General features: G+C 32.7%; 29 protein-coding genes. All 29 read left to right on the top strand.

What is annotated here, in order from left to right; all coding sequences use genetic code 11:
- The first annotated feature begins 64 nt into the window (after positions 1-64).
- Positions 65-787: an RNA polymerase sporulation sigma factor SigK gene (gene sigK, locus TEPIRE1_RS07105; protein WP_013778490.1), complete on the top strand. Its 723-nt coding sequence runs from the start codon at positions 65-67 to the stop codon at positions 785-787.
- Between the two features lie 98 nt (positions 788-885).
- Positions 886-1,401, top strand: coding sequence for a YqeG family HAD IIIA-type phosphatase (locus tag TEPIRE1_RS07100; protein ID WP_013778489.1), 516 nt, complete (start codon positions 886-888; stop codon positions 1,399-1,401).
- 183 nt (positions 1,402-1,584) lie between these two features.
- Positions 1,585-3,240 (top strand): GspE/PulE family protein, encoded by a 1,656-nt coding sequence (locus tag TEPIRE1_RS07095; RefSeq protein ID WP_013778488.1) that lies wholly within the window; start codon positions 1,585-1,587, stop codon positions 3,238-3,240.
- Positions 3,241-3,249: 9 nt separating this feature from the next.
- Positions 3,250-4,458 carry a type II secretion system F family protein gene (locus TEPIRE1_RS07090; RefSeq protein WP_013778487.1) on the top strand — a complete coding sequence of 403 codons (1,209 nt, stop codon included), beginning with the start codon at positions 3,250-3,252 and terminating at the stop codon, positions 4,456-4,458.
- Between the two features lie 29 nt (positions 4,459-4,487).
- Entirely contained in the window at positions 4,488-4,979 is a 492-nt protein-coding gene (locus TEPIRE1_RS07085; RefSeq protein ID WP_013778486.1) for a prepilin-type N-terminal cleavage/methylation domain-containing protein, read from the top strand.
- A gap of 9 nt (positions 4,980-4,988) precedes the next feature.
- Positions 4,989-5,345 carry a type IV pilus modification PilV family protein gene (locus TEPIRE1_RS07080; protein ID WP_013778485.1) on the top strand — a complete coding sequence of 119 codons (357 nt, stop codon included), beginning with the start codon at positions 4,989-4,991 and terminating at the stop codon, positions 5,343-5,345.
- A complete protein-coding gene (locus TEPIRE1_RS07075) occupies positions 5,320-5,793 on the top strand; it encodes a PilW family protein (protein ID WP_013778484.1) in 474 nt (157 codons plus the stop codon). Before TEPIRE1_RS07080 ends, TEPIRE1_RS07075 begins: the two co-directional genes overlap by 26 nt.
- A 37-nt stretch (positions 5,794-5,830) precedes the next feature.
- The gene (locus TEPIRE1_RS07070; protein ID WP_013778483.1) at positions 5,831-6,121 is read left to right on the top strand and encodes a late competence development ComFB family protein; all 291 of its coding nucleotides are present in this window, start codon (positions 5,831-5,833) and stop codon (positions 6,119-6,121) included.
- 1 nt (position 6,122) lies between these two features.
- Positions 6,123-7,097, top strand: a complete 975-nt coding sequence (gene pilM / locus TEPIRE1_RS07065; RefSeq protein WP_013778482.1) for a type IV pilus biogenesis protein PilM — start codon at positions 6,123-6,125, stop codon at positions 7,095-7,097.
- A 4-nt stretch (positions 7,098-7,101) separates the two neighbouring features.
- Positions 7,102-7,650 (top strand): PilN domain-containing protein, encoded by a 549-nt coding sequence (locus tag TEPIRE1_RS07060; RefSeq protein ID WP_013778481.1) that lies wholly within the window; start codon positions 7,102-7,104, stop codon positions 7,648-7,650.
- Positions 7,651-7,657: 7 nt separating this feature from the next.
- Entirely contained in the window at positions 7,658-8,248 is a 591-nt protein-coding gene (gene pilO, locus TEPIRE1_RS07055; protein ID WP_013778480.1) for a type 4a pilus biogenesis protein PilO, read from the top strand.
- A 131-nt stretch (positions 8,249-8,379) separates the two neighbouring features.
- Positions 8,380-9,447, top strand: coding sequence for a M24 family metallopeptidase (locus tag TEPIRE1_RS07050; protein WP_013778479.1), 1,068 nt, complete (start codon positions 8,380-8,382; stop codon positions 9,445-9,447).
- 22 nt (positions 9,448-9,469) lie between these two features.
- Positions 9,470-10,027 (top strand): elongation factor P, encoded by a 558-nt coding sequence (gene efp / locus TEPIRE1_RS07045; protein WP_013778478.1) that lies wholly within the window; start codon positions 9,470-9,472, stop codon positions 10,025-10,027.
- A gap of 23 nt (positions 10,028-10,050) precedes the next feature.
- Positions 10,051-10,488: a CD1247 N-terminal domain-containing protein gene (locus TEPIRE1_RS07040; protein ID WP_013778477.1), complete on the top strand. Its 438-nt coding sequence runs from the start codon at positions 10,051-10,053 to the stop codon at positions 10,486-10,488.
- A gap of 108 nt (positions 10,489-10,596) precedes the next feature.
- Positions 10,597-11,619 (top strand): stage III sporulation protein AA, encoded by a 1,023-nt coding sequence (spoIIIAA, locus tag TEPIRE1_RS07035; protein WP_013778476.1) that lies wholly within the window; start codon positions 10,597-10,599, stop codon positions 11,617-11,619.
- A 2-nt stretch (positions 11,620-11,621) separates the two neighbouring features.
- A complete protein-coding gene (gene spoIIIAB, locus TEPIRE1_RS07030) occupies positions 11,622-12,131 on the top strand; it encodes a stage III sporulation protein SpoIIIAB (RefSeq protein WP_231848278.1) in 510 nt (169 codons plus the stop codon).
- Between the two features lie 16 nt (positions 12,132-12,147).
- Positions 12,148-12,345, top strand: coding sequence for a stage III sporulation protein AC (spoIIIAC, locus tag TEPIRE1_RS07025; RefSeq protein ID WP_013778474.1), 198 nt, complete (start codon positions 12,148-12,150; stop codon positions 12,343-12,345).
- An 11-nt stretch (positions 12,346-12,356) separates the two neighbouring features.
- On the top strand, positions 12,357-12,743 hold the full coding sequence (gene spoIIIAD, locus TEPIRE1_RS07020; RefSeq protein WP_013778473.1) for a stage III sporulation protein AD: 387 nt from the start codon (positions 12,357-12,359) through the stop codon (positions 12,741-12,743).
- Positions 12,740-13,921, top strand: coding sequence for a stage III sporulation protein AE (gene spoIIIAE, locus TEPIRE1_RS07015; protein WP_013778472.1), 1,182 nt, complete (start codon positions 12,740-12,742; stop codon positions 13,919-13,921). The genes spoIIIAD and spoIIIAE overlap by 4 nt, the downstream gene beginning before the upstream one ends.
- A gap of 4 nt (positions 13,922-13,925) precedes the next feature.
- The gene (gene spoIIIAF / locus TEPIRE1_RS07010) at positions 13,926-14,555 is read left to right on the top strand and encodes a stage III sporulation protein AF (RefSeq protein WP_013778471.1); all 630 of its coding nucleotides are present in this window, start codon (positions 13,926-13,928) and stop codon (positions 14,553-14,555) included.
- A 4-nt stretch (positions 14,556-14,559) separates the two neighbouring features.
- Positions 14,560-15,159 carry a stage III sporulation protein AG gene (locus TEPIRE1_RS07005; RefSeq protein WP_013778470.1) on the top strand — a complete coding sequence of 200 codons (600 nt, stop codon included), beginning with the start codon at positions 14,560-14,562 and terminating at the stop codon, positions 15,157-15,159.
- Between the two features lie 116 nt (positions 15,160-15,275).
- Positions 15,276-15,824 (top strand): SpoIIIAH-like family protein, encoded by a 549-nt coding sequence (locus tag TEPIRE1_RS07000; RefSeq protein WP_013778469.1) that lies wholly within the window; start codon positions 15,276-15,278, stop codon positions 15,822-15,824.
- Between the two features lie 96 nt (positions 15,825-15,920).
- Positions 15,921-16,307 carry an Asp23/Gls24 family envelope stress response protein gene (locus tag TEPIRE1_RS06995; RefSeq protein WP_013778468.1) on the top strand — a complete coding sequence of 129 codons (387 nt, stop codon included), beginning with the start codon at positions 15,921-15,923 and terminating at the stop codon, positions 16,305-16,307.
- A 63-nt stretch (positions 16,308-16,370) separates the two neighbouring features.
- Positions 16,371-16,907, top strand: a complete 537-nt coding sequence (gene amaP / locus TEPIRE1_RS06990; protein ID WP_231848276.1) for an alkaline shock response membrane anchor protein AmaP — start codon at positions 16,371-16,373, stop codon at positions 16,905-16,907.
- Positions 16,908-16,920: 13 nt separating this feature from the next.
- Positions 16,921-17,139, top strand: coding sequence for a DUF2273 domain-containing protein (locus tag TEPIRE1_RS06985; protein WP_013778466.1), 219 nt, complete (start codon positions 16,921-16,923; stop codon positions 17,137-17,139).
- A gap of 3 nt (positions 17,140-17,142) precedes the next feature.
- The gene (gene nusB, locus TEPIRE1_RS06980; protein ID WP_414929837.1) at positions 17,143-17,559 is read left to right on the top strand and encodes a transcription antitermination factor NusB; all 417 of its coding nucleotides are present in this window, start codon (positions 17,143-17,145) and stop codon (positions 17,557-17,559) included.
- A gap of 131 nt (positions 17,560-17,690) precedes the next feature.
- Entirely contained in the window at positions 17,691-18,908 is a 1,218-nt protein-coding gene (gene xseA / locus TEPIRE1_RS06975) for an exodeoxyribonuclease VII large subunit (RefSeq protein WP_013778464.1), read from the top strand.
- Positions 18,905-19,147 carry an exodeoxyribonuclease VII small subunit gene (locus tag TEPIRE1_RS06970; protein ID WP_013778463.1) on the top strand — a complete coding sequence of 81 codons (243 nt, stop codon included), beginning with the start codon at positions 18,905-18,907 and terminating at the stop codon, positions 19,145-19,147. Before xseA ends, TEPIRE1_RS06970 begins: the two co-directional genes overlap by 4 nt.
- Positions 19,140-20,030 carry a polyprenyl synthetase family protein gene (locus tag TEPIRE1_RS06965; RefSeq protein ID WP_013778462.1) on the top strand — a complete coding sequence of 297 codons (891 nt, stop codon included), beginning with the start codon at positions 19,140-19,142 and terminating at the stop codon, positions 20,028-20,030. Before TEPIRE1_RS06970 ends, TEPIRE1_RS06965 begins: the two co-directional genes overlap by 8 nt.
- Positions 20,031-20,489: the final 459 nt, after the last annotated feature.

The following is a 20,489-nucleotide window of genomic DNA, read 5'->3' as shown; positions in this document are numbered from 1 at the left end:
ATGCACGTTTTAGCATCTGAAGTCATATACTATAGGTACCGCCACAGGGGAGGTGCTTTAAAAGATGGGAGATGCCCTGTCAGTTTTAGTGACTTTGGGTGTTTTGTTTTTTAAGGAAATATTAGCTTGGCTGGCGTTTATAACAGGTTCTACGACATTTCCACAGCCTCTTACTCCTGAAGAAGAAAAAAAATATATACTTTTATACAGCAAAGGAGACGAAGAAGCGAGAAATATACTTATCGAGCATAACTTAAGGTTGGTTGCGCATATTGTAAAAAAATTTGCAAGTACCGGCGAAGATATGGATGATTTAATTTCCATCGGTACCATAGGTCTTATAAAGGCTATTTCAACCTTTAACTATAGCAAAGGCAGCCGACTTGCCACATATGCAGCTCGCTGCATAGAAAATGAGATACTTATGAATTTAAGATCTACCAAAAAAATAAAGTCCGAAGTTTATCTACAGGAACCCATTGGCGTAGATAAGGAAGGAAATGAAATTTCACTAATCGATGTGTTAGGCACCGAAGTTGACGCAGTTACGGATGAAATAACAAAAAAGTTTCAAAACGAAAAACTATATGAAAAAATTAGCACATCTTTGAAAAGTCAGGAACGCAAAGTAATTGAGCTTCGCTATGGACTTTTTAACGGGGTAACTAAAACGCAAAGAGAAATTGCTAAAATATTGGGGATTTCAAGATCCTATGTATCAAGAATAGAAAAGCGAGCTATAAAAAAGCTTTCTAAAGAATTAAATGATAGTTTCAAACCACTTTGACTTATCATCGATAAAAAATCAATTGTTGCGATCGGACAGTTGCAAATAAGTAATAGATTATATAATATATATTTAAAATATATTACAGAGGAAGGATTATGCTGAAATTATTCTGTCCGGATATTTACATCGAAAATATTTATAAATTAGATTTACAGTATATCAAGAGAAAAAATATAAAAGGAATATTGATAGACCTTGACAATACTTTGCTTCCATGGGATTCAGTCTATATTGAAGATAGATTGATGGGCTGGATTAATCAATGCCAGGAAGAAGGTATTTCTCTATGCATTATATCTAACAATAAATACGGTCGCATAAAGCATTGTGCAGAACAGCTTGGCATTCCCGCAGTGTTTGGCTCATTTAAACCGTTTAAAAAAGTCTTTAAGCGTGGCCTAGACATATTAGGAACTCAAGCAGAGCAAACTGCGGTTCTTGGAGACCAAATATTTACCGATATTTTAGGAGCAAAGCGGATGGGATTGTTTGCAATTTTAGTAAAACCGATAAATGATCAAGAGTTTTATTGGACAAAAATTATGAGGAAGTTAGAAAACCTTCTATTAAAAATAATGGAAAGTAAAAAGCTAATATCATTAAACCGATAAACTAAATGTATTTTAATTGTCAGGTCTAAAAATACTTAAAAATGTATTGTATTAAAAAAGCCACTAAAGTTAGGCTTTTATTTTTTGTCCGATTGCATCGAAACAAGAAGGAATTTTAAATAAATTGTTGAATAATAGTAGAATAGCATATACAACGTATTGATTAGGAGCGAGCCTGCACCGATGGATAGGAAAAATCTGGAAGATTACTTATTAGAAGAGAACTACATGACAGAAACGGATCTGAAAAGGGTTAAAGAAATACAGATTGCAAGTGATAAAAAATTATATGAGATAATTATTGATGAAGGTTTTATTTCCGAGGGAGAATTGACAGAAATATTAGCTCTTAGTACGGGTTTCCCGCGCGTTAACTTAAGTAAACTATATATTAATCCCAATGTAATTAATTTAGTGCCGGAGTATCTGGCGAGAAAACATATAGTTCTGCCAATAAAAAAGGATGGCAATTCATTGATATTAGCAATAAGTAACCCTTATGATATTTTTGCTGTTGATGATATTAAGATTGCCAGTGGTTATGATATCCAACTTGTTCTTGCTACAAAAAAGGAAATACAGAAAGCTATAGAAGCTTATTATAAGCCATATGCAGATATGGTTGTAAACAAAACTAATAATGTAAATGAAGAATTAGAGGAGGCTGAAAAAGCACCTGTAATAAAACTGGTCGATACTTTAGTGCACCAGGCAGTAAAGAAAAATGCCAGTGATATTCATATTGAACCTCAAGAAAAAAATGTTCGTGTTAGATATAGGTTAGATGGTGAGTTAACACAAATAATGCTTTTTGATAAGGCATTACTTCAAGCGGTTATAGCACGTATCAAAGTAATGGCGAATTTAGATATTACTAAAAAGAGAGTTCCTCAGGATGGGAGCTTTAAACTTACAGTTGAAAATCACATAATAGATATCCGCGTGTCAACGATTCCTACCATTAATGGTGAAAAGGCTGTGCTGCGGGTATTAAACCGTGATAGGTTTTTGCTTAGCATAGATCAGCTGGGATTTAATAAAAAACAAAAAAGTTGCATATATAAAATGCTTGAATTACCTTACGGTATGATTCTGGTATGCGGTCCTACCGGTTGTGGCAAAACTACCACGCTTTACTCAATGATAAATCATATAAACAAATCTAATAAAAATATTGTAACACTGGAAGATCCAGTCGAATACGCACTTTGCGGCATTAATCAGATGCAGATTAATCCCAAAAGTGGCATTACTTTTGCTAATGGACTTCGTGCTATTTTGAGGCAAGACCCTAATATTATTATGGTTGGGGAAATAAGAGATAGGGAAACTGCTGATATTGCTATTAGAGCAGCGCTTACAGGTCATTTAGTTTTTTCGACTTTACATACTAATAGTGCATCAGGAGCAATTGCGCGTCTTTTAGACATGGGAGTTGAACCTTATCTTTTGGCTTCATGTCTGGCAGGAATTATCTCGCAAAGGTTAGTACGAAAAACTTGTATTATGTGCAAGGAAGAATACCTGGCATCAGAAAACGAAAAAGCCTATATGAATGTGAGGGATGAAAATAAAGGTCTTAGACTTTTTAAAGGCAAAGGGTGCAATTCCTGCAATTTTACAGGTTATAGCGGTCGCACAGTAGTTGGTGAAGTAATTAATGTTCATTCAGCACACCGTAAATTAATCTCAAGGCAAGCAAACTTACAAGAAATCGATAAAGTCTCCCGCACTTTTGGTTATGAACATATAAAAGATAATGCTCTTAAATTGGTTCAAAGTGGAATTACTACATTTGAAGAAGCACTGCAAGTCATTTTTCAGGAAAGTCTCGAGTAAGGATTGATAATGTTGACGCTGTTTTATTATGAAGGAAAAAATTTTATTGGTGAAAAAATTAATGGCGTTATAGAGTCTAAAAATGAATCTTTGGTTGCAAAAAAAATAAAAAATCAAGGTTATATCCCGGTTAGAATAAAAAAAATTAATACTAATAGTTTTACATATACAGTAACTGCCTTTTTTAATAAGATTAGTTTCTCTGATTTATCTGTATTTTGCCGGCAACTTGCAGTTATGCTTGATGCCGGAGTAAATATTTTAGAAAGTCTTACTTCAATTGCAAAACAAACAGAAAATAAGCGGTTACGTGAAATCATATTTAATCTAAATTTGCATATAAGGCGTGGGGATTCCTTGGCTGAGGCCTGCAAAAATCAACCCTATGTATTTTCGGAAATTTTTATTTGTCTGATTGAAGCAGGAGAATTATCGGGAAACTTAAGTGATATTTTAAAAATGTTATCTGCTTATTATTCCGATATGGCAAAACAAAATGAGAAAATTAAAAGTTCTATGGTATATCCCAGTATATTAAGTATTATATCTTTGTTCGTAGTTGTTTTTCTGACCACAAAAGTTTTACCTGTTTACGCGAATATATTTTCTTCAGCCGGAGTACAGTTGCCCAAAATTACCCAAATATTTCTGTTGCTGGGTTCGAATATGATAAATTTGTTTATCATAGTTTTATTGTTATTTGTTTTCTTATTCGTAGGAACGATAAAATTTAAAGAATCAGAAAAAATCATGTATCAGATTGACAAATTAAAGCTTTCAATTCCATTTATGGGCCAATTAATAAAAAAATCTATTTCATCTCAGATAGCTAAACTATTATTTATCTTATCATCTAGTGGAATTCCTATGTTGAAAGCTCTGGAAGTTTCCTGTAATACTGTTAAAAACCGGGTTATAAAAATGGAGCTTATAAAAGTTCACGAGGGCCTAAAGCAGGGCAAGAACTTATCAGAGCTTATGTCTGAGAAAATTTTTTCTCCTATAATGGTAGAAATTATAGCTATAGGTGAAGAATCCGGTGCTTTGGAAGAAATGCTTGATAAAGCCGCTTCATTTAATGAAAACGAAGCGAAAATCCTCGAAGATAGACTGATTTTGTTTATTGAACCGGTCATAATAATAGTGCTAACACTTATAATATCCTTTATTGTAATTTCTGTAGTTATTCCAATGTTTGACATTTACAATTTATTTTAGTAAGGAGAATAAACTAGTATTAAAATATTATGAGAAATTTCAACTCAAAGGTGAACATACAAAAAAACATAAATCGCAATGGTTATACCCTTATTGAAGTTATCATGGTAATAGCATTGTTAGGTTTATTATCTACAATAGCACTTCCTGATTTTAAAAAGACTATGACAAAGTATAAATTAGAGGTGGCTGCTTATGAACTTGCCCAGAATATACGTTTGACTCAGCAAAAATCTATCTCAGAGGGTATTACTTATAAAATAGTATTCGATTTGAACCAGAAAAATAGTTATCAAATGCTTTCTTTTGGGCGTGGCAAGCTTATAAAATTACCTTCTGGCGTATTTTTTGATTGGACAACTTATTCTGAGGTTAATAAGACTTTGTCGTTTAGTCCCTCGGGAGCCCCAAATCAAGGAGGCACTATAGCAATTGTAAATGGTGATGATAATACACTATATGTGATTGTTTCAGTAGCGACTGGCCGGGTAAGAGTTTCAAAAGTACCTCCGAAGAGGTGATGACATACTATGTCTGAAAAGGGTTCAACTCTTATTGAAATTATTATTGCTGTAACCATATTAGCTTTAATTACAGTTCCTATATGTGCTCTTTTATCTGAGAGCGTATATTCAAATTTAAATGTCAAAGAAATGATGGCTGCTACTGCCTTGGCCCAAGATACAATTGAAGAGCTAAAGGGCGATTCGTTTAACAAAATAATGGCTAAGCTTGGAGAACAAGAAGATCGAATAGAATTTAATAATCATCACTTCCAACGGAGTGTAAAAGTGCAAATAAAAAAAGAAAATCTGTTAAAAATTACTGTTAAAGTTAAAGGAAAAAACGGAGAGATTAATCTTGCTACATATCGAGGTAAATACTAAACATACAAATGGGTTTACACTCATTGAATTGATCCTTGCATTAGGACTTTTAAGCTTAATTATGACTACATCATTTACTATTTACAGTGCCGGACAAAAAACTTATGAATATGAGAATAGTAAGATTTTTGTTCAGCAAAATGCAAGACAAGCTTTTCTATGGCTTTCCACTTCCATCAAGCAGGCTAGAAGCGTTGAGGTGATGTCTGAAAATAGCATAAAAACTGTAGCCGGTGATGGTGAAACGATTATATACTATTTTAAAAATGGGGTGCTTTACAGGGAAAAAAACAATGGTATAAATCCAATAGCCGAATTAAGTCAGTTAAAATTTAAGCAGCCTAAAGATAAACAGTATATAGAAATCTTCTTAGCCGCACAGGGAAAAGAAGGCGATGATATTATAATAAAAACAAAAGCAACACCTTTTGGATTGTGGGTAAATTAAAAGAAATATAACGATTTTTGGAATGAGGGGTATAGGAATGAAGAAAGATGAATTGAAACTGAAAAACTATATGGAAGATGTAGTGGCTTTATTACTAGATGAACTTACAAGAGATAGGGATGTGTGTAAATGCGAACTTTGTCGTTTAGACATGATGGCCATCGCTTTAAATAATCTGCCTCCAAAATACATTGTAACAAGAAAAGGTGAAGTTTATGCAAAAACTGATCTTTTAAGCAGGCAATATCGAACAGATGTTATTATCCAATTACTAAAGGCTATGGAAATTGTTTCAAAAAATCCACACCATAGTATATTTGAGGACTAAAATGCTGTTTGAACCATTATGTATAGGCATTGATTTAGGTGTAGATAGTATTAAAGTGGCACATTTAGCAAAGAAAAGAAATACAAAAACTATAAAAAGTCTATATAAAATAGAAAATCCTATAGGTAAGATAGCATTTGACAGACCGGAAGAAAAAGATGCAATATGTCAATGCTTTGCAAAAATAAATAAGATTTTTCCTTCTAAGAGTGCAGTAATTGGAATTTCTAGCAAGCATTTAATATTCAGGAATGTACGGTTTCCCCTATTAAAAGGAAGGGAACTATATGAAGCCATTTTTTGGGAAATTCAGGAATTTTCTGCGATGTTTAATGGCGAATTTATAAGCGACTATGAGTTGCTTGATAATCGAAATAACACATATCATATTCTATTAGCTGCGGCGTCTAAAGACATAGCTATGGATTATGCAAAAATTGCCGTCGATGCAGGGCTCCCCTTAAAAGCATTAGATGTATATCCTCTTGCTAATGCACGTGTTTTAGAAACTCAAAAAAAACATGGCGTAACAGCAATTATAGACTTGAATTCAAGCCATAGTGAAATAACCATGGTAGACAATGGTAAAATTGTTTTCAACAGATGCCTAGATTTTTTCGATATCAATAAAATTGATGATGAACTATGCAAAATTATTAAAACTGATAGTAGCTGGTTTAATAACATCAAAACAGGTTTTGATTTTTTACCATTGCCATATCAAAACATTATTTTAGAGATTTCAAGAACATTTGAATTTTATTCTTTGCAAAGCAAAGGTTGCCGAATAAATGAAATTATGTTAATAGGGAAGGCTGGAGAATCGCATTACTGTAAAGATATTTTTAGAAGTTATTTTCATATCGAAGTTTATACCGGTAGAGAAATTAAGCTTGATTTTGTAAATGAAAATATTAAGTCAAATGGCGACTATGTTGATTATATTAGTGCCATTGGATTTGCATTAAGAGGTTAAGAACGTGCATAAGTTAAATCTTCTTCCAACAGAAGTATTGATTAGTCAAGCAAAAAAGAAACATCATCTATTTTTAATCTTGATTGTAATTATTTTTTTAGTATCATTAATCTGTATTCTGATGTTCATAAATAGTTCTAAGATTTTTCTCAAAAACGAAATTGAAACTACCCACCAAGATATAGTTGACATAAGAACCCATATGCAGGCTTGGGATAGCTTTGAATTAATGTTGGATGATTGTGAGAAAAGACAAAATATATACGAGACTTTGGTGAGAAACAGAATTAATTACTCACAAATCTTAAGTAAAGTGATATCTTTGATGCCAAAGGAAATAACTATAATTTCTTTTAAAATAGATGATTGTAATTGCTTAATAATAAATGGTTATGCTCCCTACAATAAATATGTGGCTGAAATTTTGGAAGACATAAAGAGTATTGATAATATATTCGATGTGTCACTGGGATTTGTTCTGTATAAAGAAGATGAAAATAAATCTGGTCATAGTTATTATTTTGAAATAGTAGCGGAACTAACAGAGGATTGATGAAGAATTGAAAGTACGACGGTCAATTTTAAATAGACCTCTTACAAAACGAGAACATAAATTAGTAATTGCTTTTATTGTTTGTTTAATATTCTACGGTTTGTATTTTATATTTTATCCTAGAGTAATTGAGCTTAGTAATTTAAGGAAACAATTACTGGAAGTATCAAATGCTAAAATAACTTATAAACGGCTTTACGAAAACCATAATAATTACAAAGCAACAGCGGTTAAGTCTAATGATATTATCCAAAAAGTACCAAAAGACAAAGATGTATCGGGATTTTTAGTAGATATGGAGAATTGGGCTGATGATAAAGGAAGTACCATAGTTTCAATTTATTCTCAGAGCACAATGACAGAAAATATTGCAGAAACTACTGTTAATTTTATTCCTTTTGAAATCATCATCAAAGGCAATTATGATTCACTTTTGAGTTTTATTGGCCAGATGGAAAACTATTCGAGGATTTTAAAGATTGAAGGATTAAAATTAAATACATCAACTGATTCATCGGTCAAATCGCAATTTCCATGGGAACTTACGATTAAAGTTAATCTTTATTACCTACCGTCCCAAATTAAATATGAGCACTAAAACCTATTCAAAAAAAAGGAAATATGATAATATGAATAAGAGAATAATTGTAAACTTCGGGGGAAATACTCAAAGTAGCATCTTCGATGGAATTATAAATGATTTTTATTAAAAAGGGGGGGATATGTGTTTTGACTCGCGTTAAAAAGTTAGCAGAAAAACTCATAAAAAACAATATAGATGGATTTATTGTAAGCAAGCCAGAAAATCAATATTACTTAAGTGGTTTTAGTGGTGAAGGTTTAACAATAATTACCGGAAACAAAAATTATGTTATTACAGATTCCAGATATACCGAGCAAGCAAAGGATGAAGCTTCAGGTTTTGAAATTATTGAAACAAAAGCCGGTTTTTCGCCTTTTTCAATTTCTTTTAAAATAATAAAAGAATTGGGCTTGCGAATGATAGGTGTTGAAAGCCATTCACTCACTGTTAAGGAATATGATGAACTGACTGAGAGTTTTAAAGATATAAACCTGATAAAAACAGAAGGACTGATTGAGCAGCTGAGAGCTATAAAAGATATGCATGAAATTAGTCTTATAAAATCGGCTCAGAAAATAACCGACAAAGCTTTTGAATATATTTTGGATTTTATAAAACCAGGTGTAAGTGAGTTGGAGTTAGCTGCTGAGTTGGAATATTTTATGAAGAAAAGCGGCTCCCAAGGCACAGCTTTTCATACAATATTGGTTTCAGGGTCAAGGACTTCATTGCCACACGGAATTCCGTCAAAACGTGTGTTGCAGGCAGGAGATTTGGTGACTATAGATTTTGGAGCCCGTTTTTCCGGATATTGTTCCGATATGACCAGAACTGTAATTATCGGTAAGCCTTCAGAAAAGCAGCTTTCTATTTATAATACGGTTCTTGGTGCTCAAGTCAAGGCTATTGAGCATGTCAAACCTGGTTTAACTGGCAAAGATATAGATGGAGTAGCTCGAAAATTTATTCAAGAGGAGGGCTTTGGCGATTACTTTGGTCATGGTTTAGGACATGGTGTAGGTTTAGAGATTCATGAAGTGCCAAAATTGTCGCCAAAAGGCGAAAATAAACTTTTACCTGGAATGATAGTAACCATCGAACCCGGAATTTACATAGAGAACTTTGGCGGAGTGAGAATAGAAGACATGCTTGTCATAACTGAAAATGGATTTGAAAACTTGACAAAAAGTGAAAAACAATTAATATGTTTATAGTTTATAGTTGGAGGTGCTTTTTTTGATATCAACTAATGATTTGAGGACTGGTGTAACTGTAGAAATTGATGGCGATGTTTATATGGTAGTTGATTTTCAGCATGTAAAACCTGGAAAAGGTGCTGCTTTTGTAAGGACTAAAATAAAAAATGTGAAAACTGGGCAAGTATTTGAGAGAACCTTTCGAGCAGGAGAAAAACTTAATCGAGCTATAATAGAAAGAAAAAACATGCAATTTTTGTATTCGGAAGGCGATGTATTCTATTTTATGGATACGCAGACTTTTGAACAAATACCCCTTACTAAGGAACAAATTGGAGATTCAATTAATTACTTAAAGGAAAATATGGAAGTTATGGTAATGTTTTACGAAGGTATTTCGATAGGTATAGAAATGCCAACTTTTGTTGAACTGGAAGTGGTGCAAACTGAACCAGGATTTAAGGGCGATACAGCAACCGGTGGGTCAAAGCCTGCAACCCTTGAAACTGGAGCGATAGTTCAGGTTCCATTATTTATAAATATAGGGGATATTATAAGAGTGGATACAAGAACAGGAGAGTATTTAAGTAGAGTATAAAACATATTAGGGAGGAATTAAGAATGTATGATGTCAGATTAAAAGTATCTTATGTAAAAGGTCTCGTAGAAGGTCTAGAAATTGAGGACAATAAGATCAAAAAACTAATGTCTGAGATAGTAAATGTTTTAGATGAAATGGCTGAAGCTATTAATGATTTAACAATAACGGTGGAAGATACTCAAGAGTATGTCGAAAGTATTGATGAAGATCTAGGTGAATTAGAAGAGGAATTCTATAATGATGATTACGAAGACTATGAAGATTATGAGGACGATTTTGATTACGACGATGATGATGATGAGTTTGATTTTAATTATGAAGATTTTATAGAAATTGATTGTCCAAACTGCCATGAAACCGTGTACATCGACGAAGATTTTATTGATGATGGCAAAGCCGAATGTCCTAACTGCAAAGCAGTTATTGAGTTAAATGAAATTCAAAATAGTAATGATTAAAGGAATTAAAATTATTAATAATTAAGAGGGTTTAAACCCTCTTTTTTTTTATCTCAGTCATAATAAACAAAATCCATAAATATAAATTATAAAAAGGAGGACAAGGCAATGGAAGATACATATAATAAAAAAACTATAAAAAGAATCTTAGATTTTGAAATATTACCATTGTTACCACTTAACATAGTCGAACTGATAAAAAAGGTACCAATTAACCAGCTCATAAATTTAGAAGAAATTAGATTAAGACCAACTAAGCCTTTGATGCTAGTAATAAATAATGAGGATTTCATGATTAATGATGACGGAAGAATAACAAATGAATCCAGCAAGGCTTATCACACAACAAAGGATGATATTTATAAAACATTTCATTTTATAAGTCAGTATTCAGTCTATTCTTTTGAAGAAGAGTTAAGAAATGGCTATATAACGTTATCTGGTGGTCATAGAGTCGGCTTTTCCGGTCGTGTTTTGTTGGAAAATGAGAATATTAAAACTATTAAATACATCTCAGGTTTCAACATTAGAATTGCAAGAGAAGTTATTGGAGCTGCGGATAAGGTTTTGCCTTTTATAATAAATGGCGGTAAGGCACTAAATACTCTTATTATTTCTCCGCCGAAAGCCGGTAAAACTACGCTTTTAAGGGATATTATAAGGCAACTTAGTTCTGGAGTTGATGAATTTGGAATAAAGGGCTTTAATATAGGCCTTGTGGATGAACGATCAGAAATTGCTTGCTGCTATGAAGGTATACCTCAAAATGATGTTGGTATAAGGACTGATGTTCTTGATAGTTGTCCTAAAGCTAAAGGTATTATGCTGCTTCTTAGATCTATGTCACCGGATATAATAGCTACTGATGAAATAGGGAGAAATGAAGATGTCATAGCAATTGAAGAAGCAATAAATACTGGGGTTACAATTATTACAACGGCACATGGCTCGGACCTTGATGATATAAGGAGGCGACCCACGATTAGAAAACTAATAAACAAAGGTTTTTTTGACAGGTACATAATCCTCGGTACAAGCTCCGGTGTGGGCAGTATTGAGGCTATACTGAAAGGCAACAATTTTGAGAATATATATAAATGTAAGAAAGGAAAGAAAATACAATGTGGTTGAAGATGATAGGTGGTGCAACAGTTGTTATTTCTTGCAGTATTATAGGATTTATTATTGCTGATAATTTTAAGTACAGACCCAAGACTTTAAGGGATTTGCAAGTAGCTCTTTCTATGCTTGAAACTGAAATAAATTACGGCCATTCAACACTGCCTGAGGCTCTTAGAAGTATAAGTAGGAAATGTGAAAAAGATGTTGCCGAACTTTTTGTTCTAACTACAAATAACTTAGCTTTACGCAATGGATTTACTGCATGTGAGGCCTGGGAAAAAGCATTAAATAAATTTTATAGCAATTCATATATTACGAAAAACGATTATGAAATATTAATTGCTTTTGGTAAATATTTAGGTTTTACAGATAAGAAGGATCAAATTAAAAATATTAAACTTACTGTAGATAATTTAAAACAACAAGAAATTTTGGCACTTGAAGAGAAACAAAAAAATGAAAAGTTATGGAAATATTTAGGAATACTATCAGGCCTTATGATATTTTTACTATTATATTAGTAAGAGGGGTGTTAGAGTGGATGTAGATATTTTGTTCAAAATTGCTGCTATTGGTATAGTTATTTCAATCTTAAGTAAAGTATTAGATGAAGCAGGCAGAAAGGAACAAGCACAGCTGACAACTCTTGCCGGTGTAGTGATTGTTCTCATGATGGTAATACAACTAGTAAATCAGCTTTTTTCTAGTGTAAAAACCTTGTTTCAGCTTTACTAGGAGGTTGTTTGATGGAAATTATACAAATCGTGGCATTAAGTCTTATAGCTAGTATACTTATTGTGCTGGTACGTGAAGATAGGCCGGAAATAGCCCTCCAAATGACCTTAGTTGCAGGGATAATAATTTTTTTAAGGATAATGAATCAAATTTTTGCTGTAATAGAGTTTTTAAAGGATTTATCTCAAAAGGCAAATATTGATAATTTGTATATTTCTACTATTTTTAAAATTATTGGCATTTCTTATATTGCTGAGTTTGGGTCACAGATTTGTAAAGACGCAGGCTCATCATCGATAGCATCAAAAATAGAATTTGCCGCAAAAATATTTATTTTAGTCTTATCTTTGCCAATTCTGATGGCTGTTATGAACTTAATACTAAAAATTCTTCCGTGAAAGGAGATGTTATTATTTTAAAAAAAACATCAGTAATTCTTATCATGTTATTTACTGTATTTTACCCAATAAATACAATAGCTATTGCTGATGATGAAATTATAGAACAACAGTTTGAAATGATTGATAAATCCGAATTTGATACCTTTGTAAACCGGTTAAATGATGACTATAAAGATTATATGCCTCAGTACAGTCTTAATGAGTTGATTAAGGTTATTAGAGGAGAAAAATCTTATGATTTCAATAGTTTATTAAAAGGTATAACAGAGTATTTTTTTCGCGAAATATCAATAAATCTTCATTTATTAGGTGAACTCATTATTTTATCGATGATTTGCGCTATTCTGAAAAATATTCAAAGCGCTTTTGAAAACGATAATATAGAAAAAGTAACATATGGATTTGTATTTCTGGTATTAAGTACAATTGCCATTCAAAGTTTTAATTTAGCACTAAATATTGGCAAAAATGCTATCGATCAAATGGTTAGCATTATTCAAGCATTGATGCCAATAATTTTAACGCTTTTAGCTTCTGTTGGAGGAATGACTTCTGTAGCAGTTTTTAATCCATTAATTTTTATAGGTGTCACTATATCTAGTATGTGGATTAGAAATATTCTTTTGCCAATAATATATTTTGTAGCAGTATTAGGATTAATAAGCAATTTTTCAAAGCATTTACATGTATCTGCACTATCTACATTATTGAAACAAATTTGTGTTTTCTTATTAGGACTTTTCCTTAGCACATTCTTAGGTATATTAGTTGTTCAAGGAGCTGCGGCATCAGTGGTAGATGGAATATCAATACGAACAGCTAAATTTGCCTCAAAAAATTTTATTCCTATTGTTGGCGGTATTTTTTCAGACACAGTAGATACGATTGTAAGTTGTTCTTTAATTTTAAAAAATACCATTGGATTTGCCGGTTTAGTAATAATACTATTAACTATTTTGTTTCCGGTAATAAGAATTTTGACGATCGTATTTATTTACAAATTAGCCGGTGCCATCATACAGCCACTTGGAGAAGAAACAATGGTTAAGTGTCTGAATAACATGGCAAGCCATGTAACATTTATTGCAATTACGGTGGGCTCTGTAGCATTGATGTTTTTTGTAGCAATTACAGTGATAATCGCTTCTGGAAATATAACTGTAATGATGAGGTGAGTTCATGATTGATGCCATTAGTCTGTGGATAAAACAGATTGTTCTAGTAGTTATGTTTACAACTTTTATCGGATTTCTAATACCAGAGAACAAATTTTTGAAATATATCAAAGTATTTCTAGGCCTTTTAGTTATGTTAGCAATAATAAACCCACTGCTACAAATTTTTAAAAAAGATATACATTTGACTGAAATCCCACTTGTTTTTGAAGACTTTGTCGATAAGAATACCATAAAGTATAACGCAAATATTTTAAATAAAAAAAATAACGAGTTAGCTATTAACGAGTATAAATATCAAGTTGAAAAGTATTTGACTCAAGAGATAAAAAATATTGCCCCTTATGATGTAAAAAATGTAAAAATTACAATAGATGAAAATTATTCAGACGAAAGCTTTGGAAAAATAACTCAACTTTCAGTAACGTTAGGGAAAGAGCCGGCTCAAAAAAATGAATCAAAAAAAGAAAAAATTACAGTTGAAACAATTAAAATTGGATACAATCAAAGCGAAAAAGAAGATATTGATATTGAGTGCGACCAAAAAAATAATGAAGTTGAAAACATCAAGGAATATTTACACATAACATTTGGTATCCCAAAGGAAAATATTCATATGAGTTTGGAGGAATGAACATATGATACCAAACCTAAATATAAGTTTGTTGACGGACTGGATTAAAAATCCTAAGAACAAAGCAGTATCGAAACTTGTTTTTGTATTTATTTTGGGATTATTAATGTTATCTTTAAGCAAACTTTTGACCGCAAATAACAATTCATATGATAATATGTCATCCGAAAAAATAGGTAATAGCGCAGAGCAAGACTTGATCATAAAAGAGCTCTCCTATGAAGCAAAACTGGAAAAACAGCTTTCTGAATTACTACACCAGGTTAAAGACGTTGGAAATGTAGAAATAATGATTACATTAGAAGATGAAAGCTCAATAGAACCTGCGTTCAATATTGTTAGCACTGAGAAAAATTCCGAAGAGAAAGACAATGAAGGAGGTGTGAGAACAATCACAGAAAAACAAACAAACACTCAATTAGTACTGCTTAAAAAAAGCGGAGAGGAGCAGCCTTTGATTTTAAAGAAAACAACACCTAAGATAAAAGGAATACTTATTATTGCCGATGGAGCTTTTTCATCGAAGGTTAGAGATAAAATTATTAAATCAACAGCCACATTATTCGATATCCCAATTTATAAAATAAGTGTATTGGAAAAATAATTGCAAAAAATAAAATTATAAATAACACAATTAATTAACATAACTTTATTACAATTTGACATTTTATCTATTTATCTATGTTTTGTAAAAATAATTTCTTACGGGAGGGAAAGAAAATGGCATTCATGGTGAGAAAAAGAACTGTTCTAATGATTTTATTTGCTTTAGTATTAGTATTATCAATTTGTATGATGTTCTTAGGTAACTCTCCTAAAGTAACATATAACAAACAGCTTAATCCTTCAGACTTAGAAAAGACATCAACAACTCAAGCAAACACTGATGATGTTAAGATGCAAAGTATCAAAAATCTCGAGAGTGATTTTTTTATAGACTATAAACTTGAAAGAGATCGCTTGAGGAGTCAAGAGGCTGATTATTTGCGTGAGCTAATAAACAATCCTAATGTAAGTAATGAGTCTAAAGAAAAAGCACAACAAGATTTGATTACATTGTCTCAAAAAATCGAGAAAGAAATGATTACAGAGAACTTAATAAAAGCAAAGGGATTTGAGAATGCAGTAGTCTTCTTCTCTGATGAATTTATCAATATAGTGGTTAAAGCTGACGGACTTTTGCCTAAAGATGTTGCACAAATTACAGATGTGGCCACAAAAACATCTGGTGTTACAGTAGATAAAATTACTATCATAGAAAGAAAATAGGAGGTTTCATTACAGTAATTCAATTGCAATTGTAATACTTCAATTATTTTGCTATAATAACCTTAGGTTTTGATACTTTGCGAAAGGAGAAAAGATATGAGTAATAATAAAGATGAGAATAATGAAAAAGGTTCTATAAAAATTGCTGATGATGTTGTTGGAGTGATAGCCGGCCTTGCTGCTACAGAAGTTGCAGGAATAGCAGGTATGAGCGGAGGAATCGTTGGTGGAATTACGGAAATGCTGGGACGTAAAAATTTGGCCAAAGGTGTTAAGGTTGAAGTAAACGAAAAAGAGGCTGTTGTTGATTTATATGTTATTGTAGACTATGGGGTGAGAATACCTGAAGTAGCATGGAATGTGCAAGAAAATGTCAAAAAAGCTATTGAAAATATGACGGGTTTATCCGTTGTTGAAGTAAATATTCATGTTCAAGGCGTAAATTTCGATTCTCCAACAGTAAAGGAAGAAGAGAATAAATAAAATCTAATAATGCCCCCTGATAGCAATTCAGGGGGCTGATTCAGCTTGAAAGGGGTTTTAAATATGAATCTTTTCGATAGAATTATGTTAGCTGTTTATGCACTATTTTTCTCCTTGCTAGCTATTGTCCTCATTCTATTTTCCGTTAAAATAGTTAGTTTCCAATATGTTATTACAAGCTTATCAATTTTGTATGGTAGATGGGAAACGGGTGTTATAGGCATAGTCTTATTACTTATAAGCTTGAGGTTTTTATTCTACGGCCTAAAGTCTGAAAGTGTTCCTGAAACCACTGTAAAAGACGGTGAGTTAGGAAGGGTATGTATAACCTTAGCTGCTATAGAAAACCTTGCTTTGAAAGTAATAAGAGATATTGAAAATATAAAAGATTCGAAGATAAAAGTTAAAAAGCAGGAAAATGGAATTTCAATACTACTAAAACTTACGGTTAATTATGATGTAATAATCCCAGAGATGACTTCAGAACTGCAAAAAACTATTAAGGATTATATAGAAACTACTGCAGGGATTTCAGTTAATGATATACAAATAAGCATAGATAACGTTTCAAATCAGCTCAAGCAAAAAGTTGCAAAATGAGAGGTGAGAGCAATTGGACTTCTTACATGAGTTATGGGTTGAGCATCGAGGAAAAATACTTGGGGGAATCTTAGGGCTCCTAATTGGTATAATAATAATTGCAATAGGTTTTTTAAAAGCTTTATTTGTTATTCTATGTGCTTTGGTGGGATACTATATAGGTAAATCCATAGATAACAAAGAGGATATTCGTGATATTTTAGATAAAATCTTACCTCCGGGTAGCAGATGAGGAGTGCCTTTTTTGAGTAGGAAAATTGCTAGGGAACAAGCATTTAAAATACTTTTTGCTATTGATGTAGGCAATAATACAGTTGAAGAAGCATCAGAGATCGTGATTGAATTTTTAAAAGACGAAAACCAAAAATCATTTATTTTAAATGAAGTTAGAGGTGTTCTTAAGAATTTATCGAATATAGATATAATTATAAATAAATACTCCGACGACTGGTCAATAGATCGCATGGCTGCAACAGATAGGAATATACTAAGACTTGCTGTATATGAGCTTATTTATTCTCAAGACATACCAATAAGTGTTTCTATAAATGAAGCTGTTGAAATTGCGAAGAAGTATGGCGATGAGCATTCTTATAAATTTATCAACGGTCTATTGGGGTCTATTGCCGAAGATCATGCGTCAAAGCAATAACATCGCCATTATCTTGCTTTATGTTTTTTTAAATTATCGAACTGTGTAATAAAATTGAAATATATTGTAATAATAAAGAGTATTTTCATAGCATTATTTTACTAATCGCCGTAAATTTAGGGAGGCTTACCTTGAAACCAGTTTTAACTGTAAGTGAAGTCACCAATATTATAAAATATCTTTTTGACAACAATGAGATTTTAAGGCATGTGTATATCAAGGGAGAAATTTCTAACTTTAAGCATCATATATCTGGGCATATGTATTTCACCTTAAAGGATGAAAAATCTCAAATTCGATGTGTCATGTTCAGAAACAATAATATATTACTTCCTTTTATGCCAGAAAACGGAATGAGAGTGGTAGCGCTTGGTTTTATAAGTATTTTTGCTAAAAGTGGTGAGTATCAGCTATATATAGAGGATTTACAGCCAGATGGCATTGGAGCATTACATATTGCTTTTGAAAAGCTGAAGGAACGATTGGATAAAGAAGGCCTTTTTGAATTGCAGCGAAAGCAACCGATACCTTTTTTGCCCAAAAAGATTGGCATAATAACATCTTTGACAGGAGCTGCAATAAGAGATTTATTAACTGTAATAAAAAGGAGATTTTCCAATGTTGATATTATAATTGCTCCGGTGCTGGTTCAAGGTAGGGATGCGGCTGAAGAGATTTGTTCTGCTATACTTGAGCTTAATAGGTTAAAGAATATTGATGTAATTATAGTAGGTAGAGGCGGCGGCTCTATTGAGGAATTATGGGCATTTAATGAAGAGAAAGTTGCCAGGGCAATTGCAAATTCACTAATTCCGGTTATATCTGCCGTGGGTCATGAAACCGATTACACAATAAGTGATTTTGTGGCTGATAAAAGAGCACCAACTCCATCGGCTGCAGGTGAAATTGCTGTACCTGAAAAACGAGTGCTACAAAATGAAATTCGATACATAAGTCTAAGGTTAATTAATGGCATATTAAGTTACATAGGTGCCAGAAGGCAAAAGCTTGAATATCTAAAAAGAGCACCTATTTTTAAAAGGCCGGAAACATATATTATTAATTGTAGCCTTATAATAGACCAGACTTCAAAAAGATTGCAAAAGGATATTGACCTTTACATATCGAAAAATAAATCAATTTTAAATCATTACATTGCCAGACTTGAAGCTTTAAACCCCCTATCAATACTAAAGAGAGGCTACAGCATATGTATGAGTGCTGATACGAACAAAATTATAAAACATCCGGAGGATGTTAAAAAAGGCGATTCCGTTGTTATACTATTGTCTGGTGGACGCCTTTTATGTAGTGTGGAAGATAGCAAAAGAAAGGGTGATGATGATTGAATTCTGCCTACAAATATGAGGATGGTATAGAACGATTAGAATATATTGCAGAGCAACTAGAAAAAGGTGATTTAACATTAGAAGAAGCCCTTACTTTTTTTGAGGAAGGAATCAACCTTATCAAGACATGTTCAAAAATATTGGATGAAGCAGAAGGCAAAATACAAGTTTTAACAAAAGATTTAAATGGAGATTTAATTATAAAAGATTTTAACGGAGGTTCTGAAGTAATTGAATAAATTCGAAGGTGAAATGAAATATATGGCACAAGTTGTGGAACAAGAGTTGTCTCGCTATCTTCCTCGAAAAGATGAATTCCCATCAAAGCTTCACGAAGCAATGCATTACAGTACTCTTTCAGGCGGCAAAAGACTCCGACCTATTATAGTTATGAAGGCTGCAGAACTTTTTGGAATATCTTATGAAAAAGTAATTCCTACAGCATGTGGTATTGAGATGATACATACATATTCTTTAATACATGACGATTTACCTGTTATGGACAATGACGATTTCCGTAGAGGAAAGCCAACATGTCATAAGATATATGGAGATGCAGTAGCACTGCTGGCAGGTGATGCACTTTTGACACATGCTTTTGCAACAATAGCTAAAAATTCCAAAATTAGCGGTATAAATCCTGACGCAGTCGTGGATGTTATTGAGAAAGTGTCCCTAGCAGCTGGAGGATATGGTATGATCGGAGGACAAACCGTCGATATTATTACATCAGGAAAAGACGTTAGCCGTGACACCCTTTTTTATATAAGTACACATAAAACAGGATGCTTGATGAGCGTCTCTTTTTGGTCTGGCGCTAGGCTTGCGGGAGCATCAAAAGAAGATTTGGAAACAATTAAATGCTTTGGAGAAAAACTGGGGTTGATTTTTCAAATCGTCGATGATATTTTAGATATCAAAGGTAGCGAAGCAGTTTTAGGTAAGCCAGTAGGAAGCGATATGAAAAATAAAAAGAATACTTTTGTCAATTTATTTGGCTTTAATAAATCAGTAGAAATAGTTAACAATTTATCATTAGAGGCAAAACAACTAATATCAAATTATAATAATAATGATTTCTTTATACAATTAACTGATTTTATTTCAAAACGAGATTATTAAAATGTAAGGCGACAATTATTGAAATCATCTATTTTTTGTGATATAATATTTTCTAAGTAAGAAAAACAGGTGGTACAGTATTCTAGTCAAAATCGCTCCTCTGAAGGCGGGGCTAAAAATCCGTCAAGGGCATATCGATGAAGTTCTTAGTGCTGGCTGCCGACGCCCAGTTGGGGGCTGGTGCTGGGAGTAAGGAGGATGGGGCGATCTGCAAAGGCATGTAGGCGTTGACCCTACCTCCGCGGAGACCTAAGTGCGTGGTTTGAGAGAGATTCTCAATTACTATGGCTTAGGGTGTGAACCTGCATTCGATAAAATGTTGGGTGCAGTGTAGCCTGCCTTGAGTGAGATGGGCGGAAAAAGGCTTATCGGTTGATTTGTAATTTGGCCAAATTGCAAATCAATTTTTTACCTTTGAAATCCATCTTGCAAAAGAGGCTAGGAGGAGAGTGATTTTGG

This window comes from Tepidanaerobacter acetatoxydans Re1 (assembly GCF_000328765.2).
Taxonomy (GTDB): domain Bacteria; phylum Bacillota; class Thermosediminibacteria; order Thermosediminibacterales; family Tepidanaerobacteraceae; genus Tepidanaerobacter; species Tepidanaerobacter acetatoxydans.
This window is presented reverse-complemented; position numbering and strand designations above follow the sequence as displayed.